This is a genomic window from Mammaliicoccus sciuri, from assembly GCF_002901825.1.
Taxonomy (GTDB): Bacteria; Bacillota; Bacilli; order Staphylococcales; family Staphylococcaceae; genus Mammaliicoccus; species Mammaliicoccus sciuri.
The window spans coordinates 42,574-59,547 of the sequence record NZ_PPQD01000017.1; the positions used below are offsets into that span (position 1 = coordinate 42,574).

Annotated in this window: 21 protein-coding genes; 11 read left to right on the plus strand and 10 right to left on the minus strand. The window is 32.8% G+C overall.

What is annotated here, in order from left to right:
- The first annotated feature begins 1 nt into the window (after position 1).
- Positions 2-238 carry a D-alanine--poly(phosphoribitol) ligase subunit 2 gene (gene dltC / locus CD035_RS02705; RefSeq protein WP_048540156.1) on the plus strand — a complete coding sequence of 79 codons (237 nt, stop codon included), beginning with the start codon at positions 2-4 and terminating at the stop codon, positions 236-238.
- Positions 235-1,416 carry a D-alanyl-lipoteichoic acid biosynthesis protein DltD gene (dltD, locus tag CD035_RS02710; RefSeq protein WP_048540154.1) on the plus strand — a complete coding sequence of 394 codons (1,182 nt, stop codon included), beginning with the start codon at positions 235-237 and terminating at the stop codon, positions 1,414-1,416. The genes dltC and dltD overlap by 4 nt, the downstream gene beginning before the upstream one ends.
- 68 nt (positions 1,417-1,484) lie before the next feature.
- Here the strand turns inward: dltD and CD035_RS02715 are convergent, their stop codons facing one another.
- The gene (locus CD035_RS02715) at positions 1,485-1,727 is read right to left on the minus strand and encodes a NifU family protein (protein WP_025904405.1); all 243 of its coding nucleotides are present in this window, start codon (positions 1,725-1,727) and stop codon (positions 1,485-1,487) included.
- 109 nt (positions 1,728-1,836) lie between these two features.
- Between CD035_RS02715 and CD035_RS02720 the strand changes: the two genes are divergently transcribed.
- The gene (locus CD035_RS02720; protein WP_048540152.1) at positions 1,837-2,163 is read left to right on the plus strand and encodes a YuzD family protein; all 327 of its coding nucleotides are present in this window, start codon (positions 1,837-1,839) and stop codon (positions 2,161-2,163) included.
- Between the two features lie 373 nt (positions 2,164-2,536).
- On the opposite strand, the gene CD035_RS02725 is transcribed toward CD035_RS02720, so the two are convergent.
- Complete coding sequence (locus tag CD035_RS02725; RefSeq protein ID WP_048540150.1) at positions 2,537-3,601, minus strand: NAD(P)/FAD-dependent oxidoreductase; 1,065 nt, start codon at positions 3,599-3,601, stop codon at positions 2,537-2,539.
- A 153-nt stretch (positions 3,602-3,754) separates the two neighbouring features.
- Here CD035_RS02725 and CD035_RS02730 point away from each other — a divergent pair, with 153 nt between their 5' ends.
- The 7 genes from CD035_RS02730 to CD035_RS02760 all read left to right on the plus strand — a co-directional run bounded on the left by CD035_RS02730 (position 3,755) and on the right by CD035_RS02760 (position 9,520).
- A complete protein-coding gene (locus CD035_RS02730; RefSeq protein ID WP_025904683.1) occupies positions 3,755-3,991 on the plus strand; it encodes a YuzB family protein in 237 nt (78 codons plus the stop codon).
- Between the two features lie 11 nt (positions 3,992-4,002).
- On the plus strand, positions 4,003-4,362 hold the full coding sequence (locus tag CD035_RS02735; RefSeq protein ID WP_048540148.1) for a HesB/IscA family protein: 360 nt from the start codon (positions 4,003-4,005) through the stop codon (positions 4,360-4,362).
- A gap of 153 nt (positions 4,363-4,515) precedes the next feature.
- Complete coding sequence (locus tag CD035_RS02740) at positions 4,516-5,730, plus strand: NAD(P)/FAD-dependent oxidoreductase (RefSeq protein ID WP_048540146.1); 1,215 nt, start codon at positions 4,516-4,518, stop codon at positions 5,728-5,730.
- A gap of 65 nt (positions 5,731-5,795) precedes the next feature.
- Entirely contained in the window at positions 5,796-6,116 is a 321-nt protein-coding gene (locus tag CD035_RS02745; protein WP_048540144.1) for a YuiB family protein, read from the plus strand.
- Between the two features lie 17 nt (positions 6,117-6,133).
- The gene (locus tag CD035_RS02750; RefSeq protein WP_048540143.1) at positions 6,134-7,609 is read left to right on the plus strand and encodes a M17 family metallopeptidase; all 1,476 of its coding nucleotides are present in this window, start codon (positions 6,134-6,136) and stop codon (positions 7,607-7,609) included.
- Between the two features lie 184 nt (positions 7,610-7,793).
- On the plus strand, positions 7,794-9,128 hold the full coding sequence (locus CD035_RS02755; protein WP_048540141.1) for a Na+/H+ antiporter family protein: 1,335 nt from the start codon (positions 7,794-7,796) through the stop codon (positions 9,126-9,128).
- Between the two features lie 23 nt (positions 9,129-9,151).
- Positions 9,152-9,520, plus strand: a complete 369-nt coding sequence (locus CD035_RS02760) for a PaaI family thioesterase (RefSeq protein ID WP_048540140.1) — start codon at positions 9,152-9,154, stop codon at positions 9,518-9,520.
- A gap of 477 nt (positions 9,521-9,997) precedes the next feature.
- Here the strand turns inward: CD035_RS02760 and mnhG are convergent, their stop codons facing one another.
- From mnhG to kapB, 8 genes are all read right to left on the minus strand, one after another.
- Positions 9,998-10,339, minus strand: coding sequence for a monovalent cation/H(+) antiporter subunit G (mnhG, locus tag CD035_RS02765; RefSeq protein ID WP_025904690.1), 342 nt, complete (start codon positions 10,337-10,339; stop codon positions 9,998-10,000).
- Positions 10,317-10,607, minus strand: coding sequence for a Na(+)/H(+) antiporter subunit F1 (locus CD035_RS02770; RefSeq protein ID WP_048540139.1), 291 nt, complete (start codon positions 10,605-10,607; stop codon positions 10,317-10,319). The genes mnhG and CD035_RS02770 overlap by 23 nt, the downstream gene beginning before the upstream one ends.
- Positions 10,604-11,086 (minus strand): Na+/H+ antiporter subunit E, encoded by a 483-nt coding sequence (locus CD035_RS02775; protein WP_025904692.1) that lies wholly within the window; start codon positions 11,084-11,086, stop codon positions 10,604-10,606. The genes CD035_RS02770 and CD035_RS02775 overlap by 4 nt, the downstream gene beginning before the upstream one ends.
- Complete coding sequence (locus tag CD035_RS02780) at positions 11,086-12,576, minus strand: Na+/H+ antiporter subunit D (protein ID WP_048540137.1); 1,491 nt, start codon at positions 12,574-12,576, stop codon at positions 11,086-11,088. Before CD035_RS02780 ends, CD035_RS02775 begins: the two co-directional genes overlap by 1 nt.
- A complete protein-coding gene (locus tag CD035_RS02785; protein WP_025904694.1) occupies positions 12,569-12,910 on the minus strand; it encodes a Na(+)/H(+) antiporter subunit C in 342 nt (113 codons plus the stop codon). Before CD035_RS02785 ends, CD035_RS02780 begins: the two co-directional genes overlap by 8 nt.
- A complete protein-coding gene (locus tag CD035_RS02790) occupies positions 12,910-13,338 on the minus strand; it encodes a Na(+)/H(+) antiporter subunit B (protein WP_025904695.1) in 429 nt (142 codons plus the stop codon). The genes CD035_RS02785 and CD035_RS02790 overlap by 1 nt, the downstream gene beginning before the upstream one ends.
- On the minus strand, positions 13,319-15,730 hold the full coding sequence (locus CD035_RS02795; RefSeq protein WP_048540135.1) for a Na+/H+ antiporter subunit A: 2,412 nt from the start codon (positions 15,728-15,730) through the stop codon (positions 13,319-13,321). Before CD035_RS02795 ends, CD035_RS02790 begins: the two co-directional genes overlap by 20 nt.
- A gap of 152 nt (positions 15,731-15,882) precedes the next feature.
- Positions 15,883-16,260 (minus strand): sporulation phosphorelay system protein KapB, encoded by a 378-nt coding sequence (kapB, locus tag CD035_RS02800; RefSeq protein ID WP_037588851.1) that lies wholly within the window; start codon positions 16,258-16,260, stop codon positions 15,883-15,885.
- Positions 16,261-16,336: 76 nt separating this feature from the next.
- Here kapB and CD035_RS02805 point away from each other — a divergent pair, with 76 nt between their 5' ends.
- Positions 16,337-16,930 (plus strand): peptidylprolyl isomerase, encoded by a 594-nt coding sequence (locus tag CD035_RS02805; RefSeq protein ID WP_048540134.1) that lies wholly within the window; start codon positions 16,337-16,339, stop codon positions 16,928-16,930.
- Positions 16,931-16,974: the final 44 nt, after the last annotated feature.

Sequence of the window (16,974 nt, forward strand, 5' to 3'; positions counted from 1 at the left end):
TATGAATTTTGAAGAGAGTGTTTTAAATATTTTAGCAGAAGTTGCAGAAAATGATATCGTTAAAGAAAATCCTGATATTGAAATATTTGAAGAAGGCATTATCGATTCATTTGCGACAGTAGGGTTATTATTAGAAATTCAAAATAATTTAGGCATTGATGTAACAATTACTGATTTTGATAGAGATGAGTGGGCAACACCAAATAAAATTATAGCAGTACTTAAGGAATTACAATGAAATTAAAGTTATTGTTACCATTATTAATAAGTGGTTTATTATTCGGTTTATTTTTACTCGTACCAGTAGAATGGATTAAATCATTTTCAAAGTATGACAGTATTAATAACGAAGCGATATCTTTAGATGATACAGTACTAAAAGGTGTGCACTCACAAGAAGAAATGTTATTAAGTAAAAATTTCTATCCAATCTTTGGGTCAAGTGAATTGGAAAAACAAGACATCTTCCATCCAGCGTATATCTTGAATGACAAAAAAGCGAAATTGCAACCATATCTAATAGGTACGGGTGGATCAACTGATTTAATTCATGCAATTAATATGGGAAGCCAAGCACATAATCTAAAAGGTAAAAAAATAGCGATTATTATTTCGCCACAATGGTTTACAGATCATGGACTGACAAATGATAACTTTAGTGCTCGCTTTTCACCATTGCAAGCTGATCACTTATTTAAAAATAAAGTGTTAAGTCCAGAAATTAAAGATCGTTTTGCTAAAAGATTAGCGCAATTTAAACAATTAAAATCAGACCCATACTTGAAATCAGTCATAGAAAAAGAAAATCATCATTATAATGAAGGTACATTTATGAATGATTTTGAAAAAAATATCTATGAAAAACACGACGCTTTGAAATCAATTTTTGGACAAGAAAAAGCAAAGTTACATAGAAAAGAACGCCATCATTTTAATCATATGAATTGGAATGACTTGAAGTTATACGCTTCAGAATATGGCGCACAACATTCAAGAACAAACAAATTTGGTATGAATGATAAATATTGGCATTTATTAAAACAGCAACGTAAAAGATATAATCGTAATTACGAGTTTAATATGCATTCGAAAGAATTTGATGATTTACAATTATTAATCGATACTTTAAAAGAAGCTAAAGCAGACCCATTGTTTATTGTGATTCCAGCAAATGGAAAATGGTATGATCATATTCATGTGGATAAAGAAAAACGTGAAGCGGTATATGAGAAAATCAATCACATGATTCAAAAGAATGATATGAAAGTATACGATTTAACCGATAAAGAATATGAACCGTATGTAATAACAGACGCCGTTCATATAGGATGGAAAGGCTGGGTATATATTAATGAACAAATGATACAACACATCAATGGAACATATGATGGAAAAGTGAGTAGACAGTATCATTAATATTACCTAGGAAATAAAAAACAGGACATCGTTTATAAACGATGTCCTGTTTTTTATTAATTATGAAGTTAGAATACTTGTTCTACTTCCACTACGCCAGGTACTTCTTCTAATAAAGCACGTTCTATGCCAGCTTTTAGCGTAATAGTAGAACTTGGGCAAGTACCACAAGCACCAAGTAGACGTAATTTAACAATCCCGTCATCAACATCTACTAATTCACAGTCGCCACCATCACGTAATAAGAATGGTCTTAACTTTTCGAGTACATCACTAACTTGATCAAACATTGTTTGTTGTTCGGTAGCCATATATATTAATACTCCTCTCATCAAGTGTTATTAGATACATTAATCTTATTTATCTATTATAATAGAAATAAGGTAAAAAATCTATTCATGAAACTAGGGGGATGCTAAAATGTCCAAGGCAAGTATAGTAATTTATGGGGCTGATGTTGTATGTGCAAGTTGTGTAAATGCACCATCATCAAAAGACACATTTGAATGGTTACAAGCAATTTTAGGAAGAAAATATCCAGAGTTAAACCTTGAATACACATATATTGATATTATGAAACAAACAGAAAATTTAACAGATCACGACCAACAATTTATCGAAAGAATAAACGAAGACGAACTTTTCTATCCACTTGTAACAATCAATGATGAATACGTAGCAGATGGTTATGTTCAATTAAAGCCAGTAACAAAATTTATAGATGAACACGTAGCAGTAGAACAATAAAAAAATGAATAAAGTTGGGGAGATTATTTGGGACAGCTGAGTTGGGTAGAGTATAGATGTGAGAAAAGTCAAGTCGTGGCTTAACTCCTGAATAAAGCCAAGAGATAGTCGAAGTCATGGCTTAACTCCTGAATAAAGCCAAGAGATAGTCGAAGTCATGGCTTAATGTCCGAGTAAAGCCAAGAGATAGTCGAAGTCGTGGCTTAACTCCTGAATAAAGCCAAGAGATAGTCGAAGTCGTGGCTTAATGAGTAAGTATAGCCAAGAGATAGCCAAAGATGTGAGTTAAAGAGGCAGTAAACTCACATCTTCACTTCCAACCACCCCCACATACAACAGAAAAAAAGTAGCAGAGTAATCTGCTACTTTTTTCTTATCCGTTATGATATTTATATAACCATAGAACACCTGATTTAATGACTCTTGCTAAACGACCTGTTACGGTTTGTTCCATTAAATAAGCGAAGCCTTGTTTTTCACCAAGTGAACCTACAAATCCTTGTGGTTTTAATTCTGGCATCTTTTCAGGTAATGGTTTGTTTGCCCATTGTAATTTCATGACTTCAGCGATTTGATCAGCTTGTATTTCTGCTAAATATGCGCTTGGTGCATGAGGTAATGCTGCACAATCACCTACAATATATACATTTGGATATGTTGGAATTTGATGATATTGATTTACGATAACCCTTCTACCGTCGTTTGTATCAACTGGAAGATTTCTAACGATTTCAACTGGTTGTATACCGGCAGTCCATACAACTAAATCAACGTTATGAATATCTTCATTGTTATACAGTTGTCCGGGTTCAACTTTAGTGATATTTGAATTTGGTACAACTTCTACACTATGTTTATCAAACCATTTTTTTACGTATTTACTTAATTTCTCTGGGAATGCAGGTAAAATTCGTGAACCTCTATCAAAAAGTTTAATTTTAATATCTTGTCTACTTTCACGTAATTCACTTGCAAGTTCTATACCACTTAATCCTGCACCGACGATACCAACAGTTGCATCACTTGGTAAGTCACATATTGCTTGGTATGTTTTGCGTGCGTTTTGTACAGTTTGAATACTATAGGTATATTCTTTTGCGCCAGGTACGTTGTGATATTTGTCTTCACAACCTAGACCTATTACAAGTTCATCATAATCAACTCGTGTATCTCCAACTGAAACAATTTGATTGTCTAAATCAATATCAGTAATTTCCCCGTATACTGTATTAATTTTTTTATCTTTTGGAAATTGAACACGAATATCTTTATCTGGTTTTGTGCCTGCTGCTAATGCGTAGAACTCTGTTTTTAAACCGTGAAATGGCATACGATCAATCAGCGTAATTGAATAATCGGAAGGTAATGTGCTAGGAAGTATTTCTTTCATTAAGCGCATATTACCGTATCCGCCCCCTAATAATACTAAGCTTTTCATCGTTATTCTCCTTTGTCCATAAATCAAATTTCTACAAATTTGTATGTATATATTTTATAATATATAAGTATACTTTTAGTATAATCGTTTTTGGCATAAACTACAATGAATGTTAAAATAGTTTAATGAATAAAAAGTGAGTAGGTGAACACATTGAACCCAATTGTCGAATTTTGTATTTCAAACTTGGCCAAAGGTGCTGATGTAGTGTTTAACAAGCTCGACAATGATCCAGAAGTAGATGTATTGGAATACGGTTGTCTACAAAATTGTGGACCATGTGCTAGAGGGTTATATGCATTAGTCAACGGAGATATGGTCAAGGGAGAAACACCAGAAGAATTACTTGAAAATATATATAGTCATATAGAAGAAAATTGGATTTTTTAGGAGGAATAAATATGTCAACTGTTATATTAACTGAAGCAGCAGCTTATGAAGTTAAAGATATGATGAAAAATAACGATATGCCAAATGGTTATTTGAAAGTATCTGTTAAAGGTGGCGGTTGTACAGGACTTTCTTACGGAATGTCAGCAGAAGAAGAACCGGCTGAGAATGATGAAGTTCTAGAGTTTTATGGTGTGAAAGTGTTAGTAGATAAAAACGATGCACCAATTTTAAATGGTACAACAATTGACTTTAAGACATCTTTAATGGGTGGCGGATTTGCGATTGAAAACCCTAATGCTATTGCAGCTTGTGGTTGCGGAAGTTCATTTAAGACAAGAGATGTTTCAGGTACGCCAGAACAATGCTAAGGAATTGATATGTCACACTTGAATTTATCTTTATAAAAATATACAATAAAACTTGTATGTAAATAGTATTATCTTTATTTGTGAGGAAAAACACAAAGTGACACAACTTTCCTATAAGTGTCAAACAAAATTTAGAAAGTATAGGTGAAAATAATGGGATTTGAACGTAAAAAAGTTCTAGTATTAGGGGCAGGTTACGCTGGCTTACAAACAGTAACTAAATTGCAAAAATTAGTTTCAAACCAAGACGTTGATGTTACATTAATCAACAAAAACGATTATCACTACGAAGCTACATGGTTACACGAAGCTTCTGCAGGTACTTTAAACTATGAGGATGCTTTATACCCAATTACAAATGTAATCGACAGAAATAAAGTAAACTTCGTTAAAGCAGAAGTAACAAAAATCAACAAAGATGCTAAAACAGTTGAAACATCTAACGGTGTATTCGAATATGATATTCTTGTTGTTGCATTAGGATTTGAAAGTGAAACATTCGGTATTGAAGGTATGAAAGAACATGCTTTACAAATCGAAAACATTAACACTTCTCGTCGTATTGCTAAACATATCGAAGATAAATTTGCTAATTATGCTGCATCTAAAGAAAAAGATGAAAATGATTTAGCAATCTTAGTAGGTGGCGCTGGATTCACTGGTGTTGAATTATTAGGTGAATTAACAGAACGTATTCCTGAATTATGTAAAAAATACGGTGTAGATCAATCTAAAGTTAAAATCACTTGTGTTGAAGCTGCTCCAAAAATGTTACCTATGTTCTCTGAAAACTTAGTGAACTACGTTGTTAAATATTTAGAAGAACGTGGCGTTGAATTCAAAATTTCTACTCCAATCGTTGCTTGTAATGAAAAAGGTTTCGTAGTTAAAGTTAATGACGAAGAACAAACTTTAGAAGCTAACACAGCTATTTGGGCTGCAGGTGTTAGAGGTAGTAAATTAATGGAAGAATCATTTGACGGCGTTAAACGTGGTCGTATCGTAGTTAAAGATGATTTATCAATCGACAACTATGATGATATCTTCGTAATTGGTGACTGTTCAGCTGTTATGGCTGGTGAAGGAGACAACAAGCGTCCACTTCCAACAACAGCACAAATCGCTATGCAACAAGGTGAACACCTTGCTAAAAACATTAAAAACATCTTCAATGGTGAGAAAACAGAGCCATTCGCATACGATGACAAAGGTACTGTATGTTCATTAGGTAGCCATGATGGTGTTGGTGTTGTTATGGGTCGTGAAATTACTGGTAAAAAAGCAGCATTCATGAAAAAAGTTATCGATACTCGTGCAATTTTCAAAATTGGTGGTATCGGATTAGCCTATAAAAAAGGTAAATTCTAATTGATTCATTATTAAGTGTAGAGACCTGCTATTAGGCGGGTCTCTTTTTTTAAAGGAGGTTAGCTATGATATCTTTACCGCAAGTTATTATATCAATGGCATTATTTTTTGTTCTGTTTTTTGGAATCGCTTTTATATTAAATATGCTATTAAAAGGTACTTGGTTAATGGTCGTACTTTATCCATTTGTTATTTTTGCAATTGTAGATAAAATTTCCACTGCTATGTACTTTACAGATCCAGCAACTGCATTTTCAAAACTTATTACAGGTTTAATACATATACATACTGCGGATATATTAATGCTTGGTTCAGGATGGATTGGCGCTATTGTCGCAGGATTTGTTATAAGGAATTTACGAAGAAGCGGTTATTCAATGTTTTAACAAAGGGGATAATAATGATGAATATAAAAATTAAAGAAACATATTCTTATAATGAACTTCCGATTGTAATCGGTTGTCCAAGTCACTTAAATCAAATGCACAATTTTGATGAAATTAATCAAATTTTAGACGGACAACTTGAAAATTTAAAAAAACAACAAATTATTAGTAGTGAGCTTGGTAAAATCACAAGTACAGCGATTATCGTAAATGGACAAGTCGTTAAATTAATTGCAGTAGGGTTAAGTAACTTAAAAGAAATTAAAGAAAATGACTATCAAGTTGTGTACGGAAATTTAAGCAGATATTTACAAAGTAATAAAATTGAAGAAGTATATCTATTAGATGATACGTTTGTATCACAAAATGTATCTAATCAAGAACGTGCTTATCGTTTTGGTTGGTTATTCACACAAGCTACATTTGTATTTGATACGTATAAATCAAACAAATCAGCAAATGTTAACACAGTTATTAACTATGTTACAATGACAACTGAAGATGTCACGACATTTATTAATCAAGGTGAAATTTTAGGAGAGAGTGTTAATTTAGCGAGAACATATTCACAAACACCACCGAATATTTTAACACCAGATTATTTCGCAAACGAAATTGAACAACACTTTAAAGATTCACAAGTAAATGTCACGATTAAAAATGAAGATGAAATTAGAGAAGAAGGTATTGGTTTATTAGATGCAGTTGGTAAAGGATCTATAAATCCACCTCGTTTAGTCGTGCTTGAATATAAAGGTTCAACACAAGATCCAATTGCGCTTGTAGGTAAAGGTGTAACATACGATTCAGGTGGTTACCAAATTAAATCTAAAACAGGTATGCCAACGATGAAATATGACATGAGTGGTGCAAGTAACGTAGTAGGTATGATGCATGCTATCAACAAATTACAATTACCAATTCATGTAGTAGCAGTATTACCATTAGCTGAAAATATGATTTCAAGCAATGCAATGAAACCAGATGATGTATATACTGCATTAAGTGGAGAAACAGTTGAAATAACAAATACGGATGCTGAAGGAAGATTAGTATTAGGTGATGCCGTTTCATTCGTTAAACAATATAAGCCAGAACTTATTATGAACTTTGCGACATTAACAGGAGCTGTCGTTGCAGCATTAGGTTTAGGAAAAACGGGGATATTCTCAAGCGATGCTGATCAATACATTGATGATGTGAAACAAGCTGCAAAATATTCAAATGAAGTAAGTTTTGAATTACCAATAACAGATGAAGAGAAACAAGATATTAAATCTTCAGAAGTTGCAGATTTAACTAACTGTATTTTAAATAAAAACGGTAAAGCTTTATTTGCAGCAGCATTTGTAACACATTTTAGTGATGAAATACCACACTTACACTTTGATATTGCCGGTTCAGGGGAAACAGAGACTGATTCATTCAAAGGTCCAAAGGGTGCGACAGGTGCTATGATACCAACAGTACTTCATTTCTTAAAAAATAAATAAAATCAGTTAATCATATATAAAGCGGGATAAAAAATCTATGGACTATGATAGGTTTGGATCCCGCTTTAATTATGACTAAATCTGATTCTGAATATTCGGACTAATTATTGAGATGTTGACATGCTATTTCTCAACTGATATGATAAATTCATTATTTCACTTTATCGTGGTAGAGAACTAAAGAATGGAGAGGGTCTTTTTGGAAATAAATGCAGTATTAGTAGCTGTTATTGTGATGATTATACTTTGTTTAATGCGTTTAAATGTTGTACTAAGTATATTCATAGGTGCATTAACAGGTGGTTTATTAAGTGGAATGTCTGTTGATAAAGTCATTTCCACATTTGGTAAAACAATCGTTGATGGTTCAGAAGTTGCATTGTCTTATGCATTATTAGGTGGATTTGCAGCACTGATTTCTTATAGTGGTATAACTGACTACATCGTAGGAAAAATCATTACATCAATGAAAAAAGAAAATTCACAGAAAAGTAGATTAAAAATAAAAATATTATTAGTAGCTGTATTACTTGTAATTTCAGTACTCAGTCAAAATATTATACCTGTCCATATCGCATTTATACCTATTCTTATACCACCATTACTAAGCTTATTTAATGAACTACAAATGGATAGAAGATTAATTGCTACAGTTATTGGTTTCGGACTATGTTTCCCTTATATTTTATTCCCTTATGGTTATGGTCATATATTCCAATCTATTATCTTTGATGCATTTGGAAAAGCAAATGTAGATATAGAATTCAATAGTATTTGGAAAGCGATGTTAATTCCTTCAATGGGCTATGTATTTGGATTAATCGTTGCGATTATTATGTATTGGAAACCTAGAACATATAAAACAATTAAAGTAGAAGAAGACGAAGAAACGAAGACATTAAAGCCATATCCATTAATTGTGACGGGCTTAGCAATTTTAGGAACATTCGTTGTTCAAACATTAACGGAATCTATGATTTTTGGTGCATTAGCAGGGATCTTAATATTCTTCTTCTCAGGATTATATAACTGGAGAGATTTAGATGCTAAATTAGTTGAAGGTATTCAAATCATGGCATACATTGGTGTTGTGATTTTAACAGCAAACGGATTTGCAGGTGTGATGAGCGCTACAAATGAAGTAGGTTCACTAGTTGAAAGTCTAGCATCAATTACAGGAGATAATAAAGCATTCAGTATTATAATGATGTACGTTATTGGTCTTGTTGTAACACTAGGCATAGGATCATCATTTGCGACAATCCCGATTATTGCTAGTTTATTTATTCCATTTGGACAAGAAATTGGACTTAGCACTATGGCATTAATCGCAGTTATCGGAACAGCAGGCGCGTTAGGTGATTCAGGAAGCCCTGCAAGTGATTCAACTTTAGGACCAACAGCTGGTTTAAATGTTGACGGTGAACACGATCATATTAGAGATACATGTATACCGAACTTCTTAATATATAATATCCCGCTAATTATTTTTGGATTTATTGCAGCAATGGTATTATAGTATGATTAAGGGGGATTAATCATATGGATTTAATAGAGAACTTTGGAATAAAAACAATCGAATCAAGACATGGTTATATCGAAATGACGATGCCAGTAACGGATAAAGTTAAACAACCATTCGGATTCTTACATGGCGGTGCAACAATAGCATTAGCAGAAACAGCTGCATCAATGGGAGCTCATTACGCTTCAAGTGAAGACGAAATTCCGTTAGGATTAGAAATCAACGCAAATCATATAAAGTCAACTCGATCAGGTACAGTTCGAGCAATAGGTCAAGCACTTCATATTGGCAGTACAACTCAAGTATGGGACGTCAAAGTAACGAACGAACAAGACGAACTCATATCCGTTATACGCGCAACAATTGCTATTAAAAAGAAAAGATAAACAAAAAAGAGCATGGGATTAACTGTCCCATGCTCTTTTTTTATCTATATTAAGCTCAAGTGTTAAAACTAAGGTGATGTTAATTACAAATTAGAGGATTTTTGTAATTAAGGGTGCTGTTAGTAACAAAACTCTGTACATTTGTAATTAAGGGTGCTGTTAGTAACAAAACTCCGTACATTTGTAATTAAGGGTGCTGTTAGTAATAAAACTTGGTACTTTTGTAATTAAGGATGCTGTTAGTAACAAAACTCCGTACATTTGTAATTAAGGGTGCTGTTAGTAACAAAACTCCGTATATTTGTAATTAAGGGTGCTGTTAGTAACAAAACTCCGTACATTTGTAATTAAGGGTACTGTTAGTAACAAAATTCAGCACTTTTGTAACTGAGGTGACAGTATAATCTCTCCTTACCAAAATTTTGTGAATTCAAACAAAAAAAGAGCATGGAATTAACTGTCCCATGCTCTTTTTATTTATTTTGCATCTTTTAAATCATCGCGAATTGTTCTTTCACTAGGTCTAACGCCCATATAGTAAGCACTTCTTGAAACTAAGTGACCTGCTAACGGACCTGTTATGAATATAAAGATAATACCTAGTAGTAGTTGAACATTGAAATGTCCTTCTTTAGCGATAAAGTATATCAATACACCTAACAAGATAAGCATAACGCCTAATGTAGAAGCTTTTCCTGAGGCGTGTGCACGAGAAAAGACATCTGGTAATCTTAGAATACCTAACGCTGCGAAAAAGCTAAAGCAAGCACCTATGACCATCATAAAAATTGAGATACTAATAAGAATCGTTTCTATCATTTTCAATGATCTCTCCTTTATCCATAAATTTCGCAAATGCTGCAGTACCTAAGAATGCTAATATACCTATTAATAAAAGTATAACGAATAAATATCTAGTATGAGTTAATACTGAGAATAAAGCTATTATGGCCATTAATGTAATACCTAATGCATCGAGCGCAATGACTCTATCAGCTAGAGTAGGACCAATAATGACACGAATCAGCATACCAATCATAGAGAGTGCAACGATGATAATCGCAATAATAACGAATATATTTGTCATCGTATGCTCACCTCCTTGATAGCTTTTTCAAATGAATCTTTAATCGCACTAACTTCAGAATCAATATCTGAAAAATCAATTGAATGAATATAAAGTGTTTTTTTGTCATCTGAAATTGCTACGACGATTGTTCCTGGTGTTAAAGTGATTAATTGTGATAATAAACTAATTTCCCAATCCTTATCTAAATCTGTAGGATAAGCGAAAAATGCCGGCTTATTATGGATTTCTTTTTGTATAACTATTCGAATAACATCTATATTCGCTAAAATTAATTCTTTCATAAATATAACTGCTAAAATAAGTGATTTCCAAACAGGACGTAAGTATAAATGTTTGCCTGGAAGAAGCGGTAAGGCTACTAAGACGAACAATATACCAAATAGATAACCAAATACAAATGCACCAAATGTATAAGTATCTGAAAGCATCATCCATAATGCAGCTAAAAGAACATTTATGAGTACTTGTATCGCCATTAATAATCGCCTCCTAACGCATTAACATAAGTTTCTGGGTTATAGAATGGTAATGCAGCTTTTTCCACTAATGGATATAAGTAGTCTGCTCCAAGTCCAAATAGAATGGCTACTATTGTAATGGCTACTGATGCAATCATTAATTTATTGATTGGTAGTTTAGGGTTATAAATATAACCTTTTTCTTCACCCCAAAATGCCATTAAGAAAATGCGCATTACAGAATAGAGTACACATAAACTTGATAAAAGAACGATAATACCACTTATGTAATAACCATTTTCAAATGTAGACATTACGATGATATATTTACCATAGAATCCACTTAATGGTGGTATACCAGCTAACGACAGGGCAGCTATAAAATAAATCCAACCAAGAACTGGATAGTGATTGATTAATCCACTGAACTTTCTTAAATCAGGCGTACCAGTTATTTTAATAATGACCCCAATTAATAAGAATAAAGCAGCTTTGATAATCATGTCATGTAGCAAGTAATAGATACTTCCCATCATGCCGTTTTTATCCATCATTGCAGCGCCAATTAGGATAACACCAATCGCGATCATAATATTATAAATGATAATCTTTTTAACATCGTAATAGGCAATAGCACCAATACAACCCATGATGATTGTTAGGATTGACAGAACAATTAACGTTTGCGTAATAAATTCACTATTCGTTGAATAGAATAAGCTAAACGTACGCATAATTGCATATACACCAACTTTAGTTAATAAAGCACCAAATAGTGCGATAATCGGAATTGGTGGTGCATAATATGCTCCAGGTAACCAGAAATACAGTGGGAACATACCTGCTTTAGTCGCAAATACGAATAGAAACATGATAAATGTAATAACAACGATATTTAAATTTGTTCCTGAAAGTTCTGCGAATTTAACATGTAGATCTCCCATATTTAATGTGCCAGTAATTGAGTAAAGCATACCGACACCTAATACAAAGAATGCAGATGTTAATACATTAACGAGTATATATTTAATACTTTCTTGTAGTTGGATTTTAGTACCACCAATAACAAGTAATAAATATGATGACATTAAAAACACTTCGAAAAATACGAATAAGTTAAATAAGTCACCAGTCATAAATGCGCCGTTAACACCTGTAACCATCATTGAAACACCAAAGTAATAAAAATATCTTTCACGATGGAGACCAATTGATTGGTGAGAGTAAATGAGTACGATAAGCGTAATCAGTAAACTCACAGTTACGAGTAGTGCACTTAACATATCCACATATATAACAATGCTGTATGGAACGGGCCAGCTACCTAAGTTTAAAGTTTGTGTTCCATTCATATATATGTGGTAGAGGTTGTATAAACTCACTAATAATGCTAACGAGAACCCTGTTAATACCACTTTACGTTTAACATAAGGTCTGTGACCGACAAAAATTAACGTAACGGCAGTTAAAAATGTAATGACAAGAGGTACAATAATCAAATTACTCATCTTTCGGTACCTCCTTCATCTCTTCTAAATTATCAGTTCCCAATTCCTTATAACTTCTAAAAGCTAATACTAAGAAGAATGCTGTAACAGCGAAAGCTATTACGATGGCAGTTAAGATCAATGCTTGTGGTAATGGGTCAACATAGTTCTTAATACCTTCTTCTTCAATAGGTAAGGCACCTTTTTTCAATCCGCCCATTGTCAGTAACATTAAATGTACGCCATGGGATAGTAATGTAGTACCAATAATAATCCTAATTAAACTTTTAGAGAGAACAAGGTACACTGATACGGATATAATAATACCTGCAACGAAAATCATTAATATTTCCATTATTCATTCTCTCCAATCGCTAATATGATAGTAATGGCAGTACCCACAACAGCTAGTAATACACCTAAATCAAATAGCATTGCTGTATGCCAATGAACTTCACCAAAGATAGGAAGATGAAATTCTCCAAATTTATGTGTGAAAAATGTTTTGTTATATGTCCAACTTAAGATTGGTGTTAGAACACAGAAGAACAAACCAGTTGCTGTTACTAATTTAAAGTCAAATGGGAACATTTTCTTTAAAGTTTTAGTATCAAAGGCTATACCGATAATAATGACTGCAGATGAAAGTAATAATCCACCTACGAAACCGCCGCCTGGTGTATAATGTCCCCCAAAGAAGATAGAAACAGCATACATCATAATAATTAGGAAAATGATAATGGCATTAAACTGAAAGAATACATCATTTGATTGTTTCTTCATGTTCTTCACCTCCATCTTTATCCTTGTCTCTTAATTTAACTAATGTGTAAATACCTAATCCGGCAATACCTAAAACAGCTGACTCGAATAATGTATCGAATCCACGGAAGTCAACAAGAATAACGTTTACCATGTTTTTCCCAGCGGCTAGATCGTATACATTATCTATATAATATTGAGAAATAGAATCAAAATGTCTATTTCCATATGAAATTAATCCGATTGTAATAACTCCAATTCCAACACAAATCGCAATGATAAAGTTACCGATTTTAAAGTTTCTATTTTCATCATGTCTACTCATTTTAGGTAAATGGTAGAAACATAGTAAGAATAGGGCAGTTGAAATTGTTTCAATTGATAACTGCGTCAGTGCTAAGTCTGGCGCACCAAAGAATACGAAGAATAAAGCAACTGAATAACCAACTGCAGCTAGCATTATGATGCTAAATAGTCTTGATTTAGCTAATACGATACAGAATGTACTCACTAAAATTAAGCCCATTAAAATGACTTCATATGGTCTAATTTCGCTTATATTATCGAATGCAACACTTACAGGATGTGTAAATAACGTGAGTGCAGTCATAATGATAAAGAATGCGAAAATATACATTAAATATGATCTGATAAATCCAGTCATATAGCTTTGCGTTATTTTGTTTGAAATATAAGAACTTAATTGAATACCTCTGTCGTAATAATAATTAAAAGTTAAGTATTCAGGTTGAATACTGTAAATATTGAACCATTTTTCTACTGATTTAAATAATATAAAACCAATAATAAATACGATTAACGTACCTATTAAAGCTGGTGTTATACCGTGCCAATGAGATATATGAACATCTGGCGCATCAGCGAATGGTGCAATTGCTCTTACTGCTGGTGCAATAATACTGTTGCTCAATATATTTGGGAATAAACCGAATAACACGACTAAGAATGTCAAAATACCTGTCGGCAATAACATAAGTAACGGTGCTTCGTGTGGTTTCTTAGGTAAAGCTTCAGGTTTATAGTCTCCAAAGAATATTTCATGTACATATTTAAATGAATATACAAACGTAAAGATACTACCAACAATCGCAACGATAGGTAGTAAGTAACCAAGTGTTGATAAACCAAATATATCAGCTTGATGACTATCAAACATTGCTGTTAAGAACATTTCCTTAGATAAGAAACCATTAAATGGTGGAACACCCGCCATGCTTAAAGCAGTAATAATTGTGAACGTACAAGAAATTGGCATGATGGTCATTAAACCGCCTAATTTTTTAATGTCTCTTGTACCAACTTCATGATCGATTGTTCCCGTAATCATGAATAATGCACCTTTAAATGTTGCGTGGTTAATTAAATGGAATACTGCAGCGATAATACTAGCTAAGAATAATTGACTTTCTTCACCAGAATAATGATAGCTGACAGCACCGATTCCAAGCATGGACATAATCATACCGAGCTGTGAAACTGTTGAGAATGCTAAAATACCTTTTAAATCTTGTTGTTTAACAGCGTTAAATGATGCCCAGAATAATGTGATTAATCCGACAGCAGTTACCGCCCAAACAAATCCAGCACTTGCTGCAAAAATTGGTGTTGTACGAGCAACTAAATATATACCAGCTTTAACCATTGTTGCTGAGTGCAAATAGGCACTGACTGGTGTAGGTGCTTCCATTGCATCTGGTAACCAAATGTGAAATGGAAATTGTGCAGATTTAGTCATAGCACCAATTAAAATTAATATCATCGCAAAAATAAATAAAGGTGAACTTTGAATTTCAGCGGCATTTTGTACTAAAGAGGTAATGCTCCATGAATTACCTGCAATTGCAATACAAATAAATCCACCTAGTAACATTAAGCCACCGAACACAGTTATTAATAATGATTTTTGCGCGCCATATATTGACGATTGTTTATGGCGCCAATAAGCGATTAGTAAGAAACTTGAAATAGATGTTAATTCCCAGAATAGGTAAAGCATTAATAGATTATCTGATAATACAACACCTAACATAGCCCCCATAAACATAAGTAAATAACAATAAAAATTACCGAGTGATTCATTTTTACTTAAATATGTAATGGAATATAATACAACGAGCGCACCAATTCCTGTAATTAATGATGCGAATAATAAACTTAGTCCGTCTAAATGAACGGAGAAGTTCATACCTAATCTAGGCATGAAATCCCATATTACAATGAATGGTTTATCCGAATCTGGAACATTTATGTATGACATAAAATAACTAAAAATAATAATCGGAATAGGTAGTACAAACCATCCTAGATGTATACCTTTATAAAATCTGTATAAAATTGGTATTATGATTGCAAAAATTAAAGGTAACAAAATCATAATATGTATCAAACTCATTTAATAACCTCCTTCCAAAAATCTTATAAATATTATTATACACAATAAAGTTAATGCTTGAAAATACTATCAAGTCAATCTTTCAGAATTTTTAGGCTATTTTTAAATATGAAGAAACACGTTATAAATTTTTATAATTTTTTTTAAGTTTGCTAAAAATTTGCCTTGTATTGACGTGAATAATCTATTTTTAATTGTTCAATACACTTCAAAGCTTGTTCACTATATGCATTATTTCTTTTAATCATTTTTTCTTCAAGTTCAGCTAATGATGTTTTTAATGAATCAATATAGTTCGGAACATCGTGCGGATAGTCTTTTAAAAACTGTGCAGTTGTATATCTTTTTTCGAATTGGCTTAAAGCTTTTCTTTCATGGAAAAAGACATTTTCAACTTCATTTGGACTATGTAAATCTCCTTGTCTAGGATGTTTGAGAACAGCTAATACTTTAACAAGAAACTGGTCTCCTTTTTCTTCAACTATTTCTACGACATATTGACCTGTTTTGTGTGGAAATTGATAATACATGTTGATATCCCCTTTCTAAAAAATTATGTTATGATATCACTATTGTAATTATTTTAACATGAATGGAGAATATTAAATGACAAACTATCCTCAATTAACAAATGAAATATTAGAAGGTGAAAGAGTTGTAGAAATTAAAACAACTAAAGGAAACATGACATTCAAGTTATTTCCTGAATTAGCACCTAAAACTGTTGAAAACTTCATCGGTTTAGCTGAGAAAAAATATTATGATGGCATCATTTTCCATAGAGTTATCAATGACTTCATGGTACAAGGTGGAGACCCAACTGGTACAGGTATGGGTGGCGAAAGTATTTATGGAAGTGCTTTTGAAGATGAATTCTCATTACAAGCATTTAACTTATACGGTGCGTTATCTATGGCTAATGCTGGACCAAACACAAACGGTTCACAATTTTTCATTGTACAAATGAAAGAAGTACCAGCAAATATGTTATCTCAACTTAAAGATGGTGGTTGGCCTGAAGAAATCGTTGATCGTTATGCAGAAAAAGGCGGTACACCTTGGTTAGACCAAAAACACTCTGTATTTGGTCAAATTGTTGAAGGTGAATCAGTTCTTGAAGAAATCGCAAACGTTAAAGTTGGCGCTAACGATAAACCAGTTGAAGACGTAGTAATTGAAACAATTGAAATTATAAAATAAACCGACATTCAATTGTCATAAAAAAATCAATGCATTCGACTCAA

Coding starts and splice junctions, on each gene's coding strand:
- CD035_RS02715 (WP_025904405.1), bottom strand. CDS start 1,727: ATGGCTACCGAACAACAAACAATGTTTGATCAAGTTAGTGATGTACTC.
- CD035_RS02735 (WP_048540148.1), top strand. CDS start 4,003: ATGTCAACTGTTATATTAACTGAAGCAGCAGCTTATGAAGTTAAAGAT.
- dltC (WP_048540156.1), top strand. CDS start 2: ATGAATTTTGAAGAGAGTGTTTTAAATATTTTAGCAGAAGTTGCAGAA.
- CD035_RS02750 (WP_048540143.1), top strand. CDS start 6,134: ATGAATATAAAAATTAAAGAAACATATTCTTATAATGAACTTCCGATT.
- CD035_RS02805 (WP_048540134.1), top strand. CDS start 16,337: ATGACAAACTATCCTCAATTAACAAATGAAATATTAGAAGGTGAAAGA.
- CD035_RS02795 (WP_048540135.1), bottom strand. CDS start 15,730: ATGAGTTTGATACATATTATGATTTTGTTACCTTTAATTTTTGCAATC.
- mnhG (WP_025904690.1), bottom strand. CDS start 10,339: ATGATAGAAACGATTCTTATTAGTATCTCAATTTTTATGATGGTCATA.
- CD035_RS02785 (WP_025904694.1), bottom strand. CDS start 12,910: ATGGAAATATTAATGATTTTCGTTGCAGGTATTATTATATCCGTATCA.
- CD035_RS02720 (WP_048540152.1), top strand. CDS start 1,837: ATGTCCAAGGCAAGTATAGTAATTTATGGGGCTGATGTTGTATGTGCA.
- dltD (WP_048540154.1), top strand. CDS start 235: ATGAAATTAAAGTTATTGTTACCATTATTAATAAGTGGTTTATTATTC.
- CD035_RS02770 (WP_048540139.1), bottom strand. CDS start 10,607: ATGACAAATATATTCGTTATTATTGCGATTATCATCGTTGCACTCTCT.
- CD035_RS02740 (WP_048540146.1), top strand. CDS start 4,516: ATGGGATTTGAACGTAAAAAAGTTCTAGTATTAGGGGCAGGTTACGCT.
- CD035_RS02775 (WP_025904692.1), bottom strand. CDS start 11,086: ATGGCGATACAAGTACTCATAAATGTTCTTTTAGCTGCATTATGGATG.
- CD035_RS02755 (WP_048540141.1), top strand. CDS start 7,794: ATGGAGAGGGTCTTTTTGGAAATAAATGCAGTATTAGTAGCTGTTATT.
- kapB (WP_037588851.1), bottom strand. CDS start 16,260: ATGTATTATCAATTTCCACACAAAACAGGTCAATATGTCGTAGAAATA.
- CD035_RS02745 (WP_048540144.1), top strand. CDS start 5,796: ATGATATCTTTACCGCAAGTTATTATATCAATGGCATTATTTTTTGTT.
- CD035_RS02780 (WP_048540137.1), bottom strand. CDS start 12,576: ATGAGTAATTTGATTATTGTACCTCTTGTCATTACATTTTTAACTGCC.
- CD035_RS02790 (WP_025904695.1), bottom strand. CDS start 13,338: ATGAAGAAACAATCAAATGATGTATTCTTTCAGTTTAATGCCATTATC.
- CD035_RS02725 (WP_048540150.1), bottom strand. CDS start 3,601: ATGAAAAGCTTAGTATTATTAGGGGGCGGATACGGTAATATGCGCTTA.
- CD035_RS02760 (WP_048540140.1), top strand. CDS start 9,152: ATGGATTTAATAGAGAACTTTGGAATAAAAACAATCGAATCAAGACAT.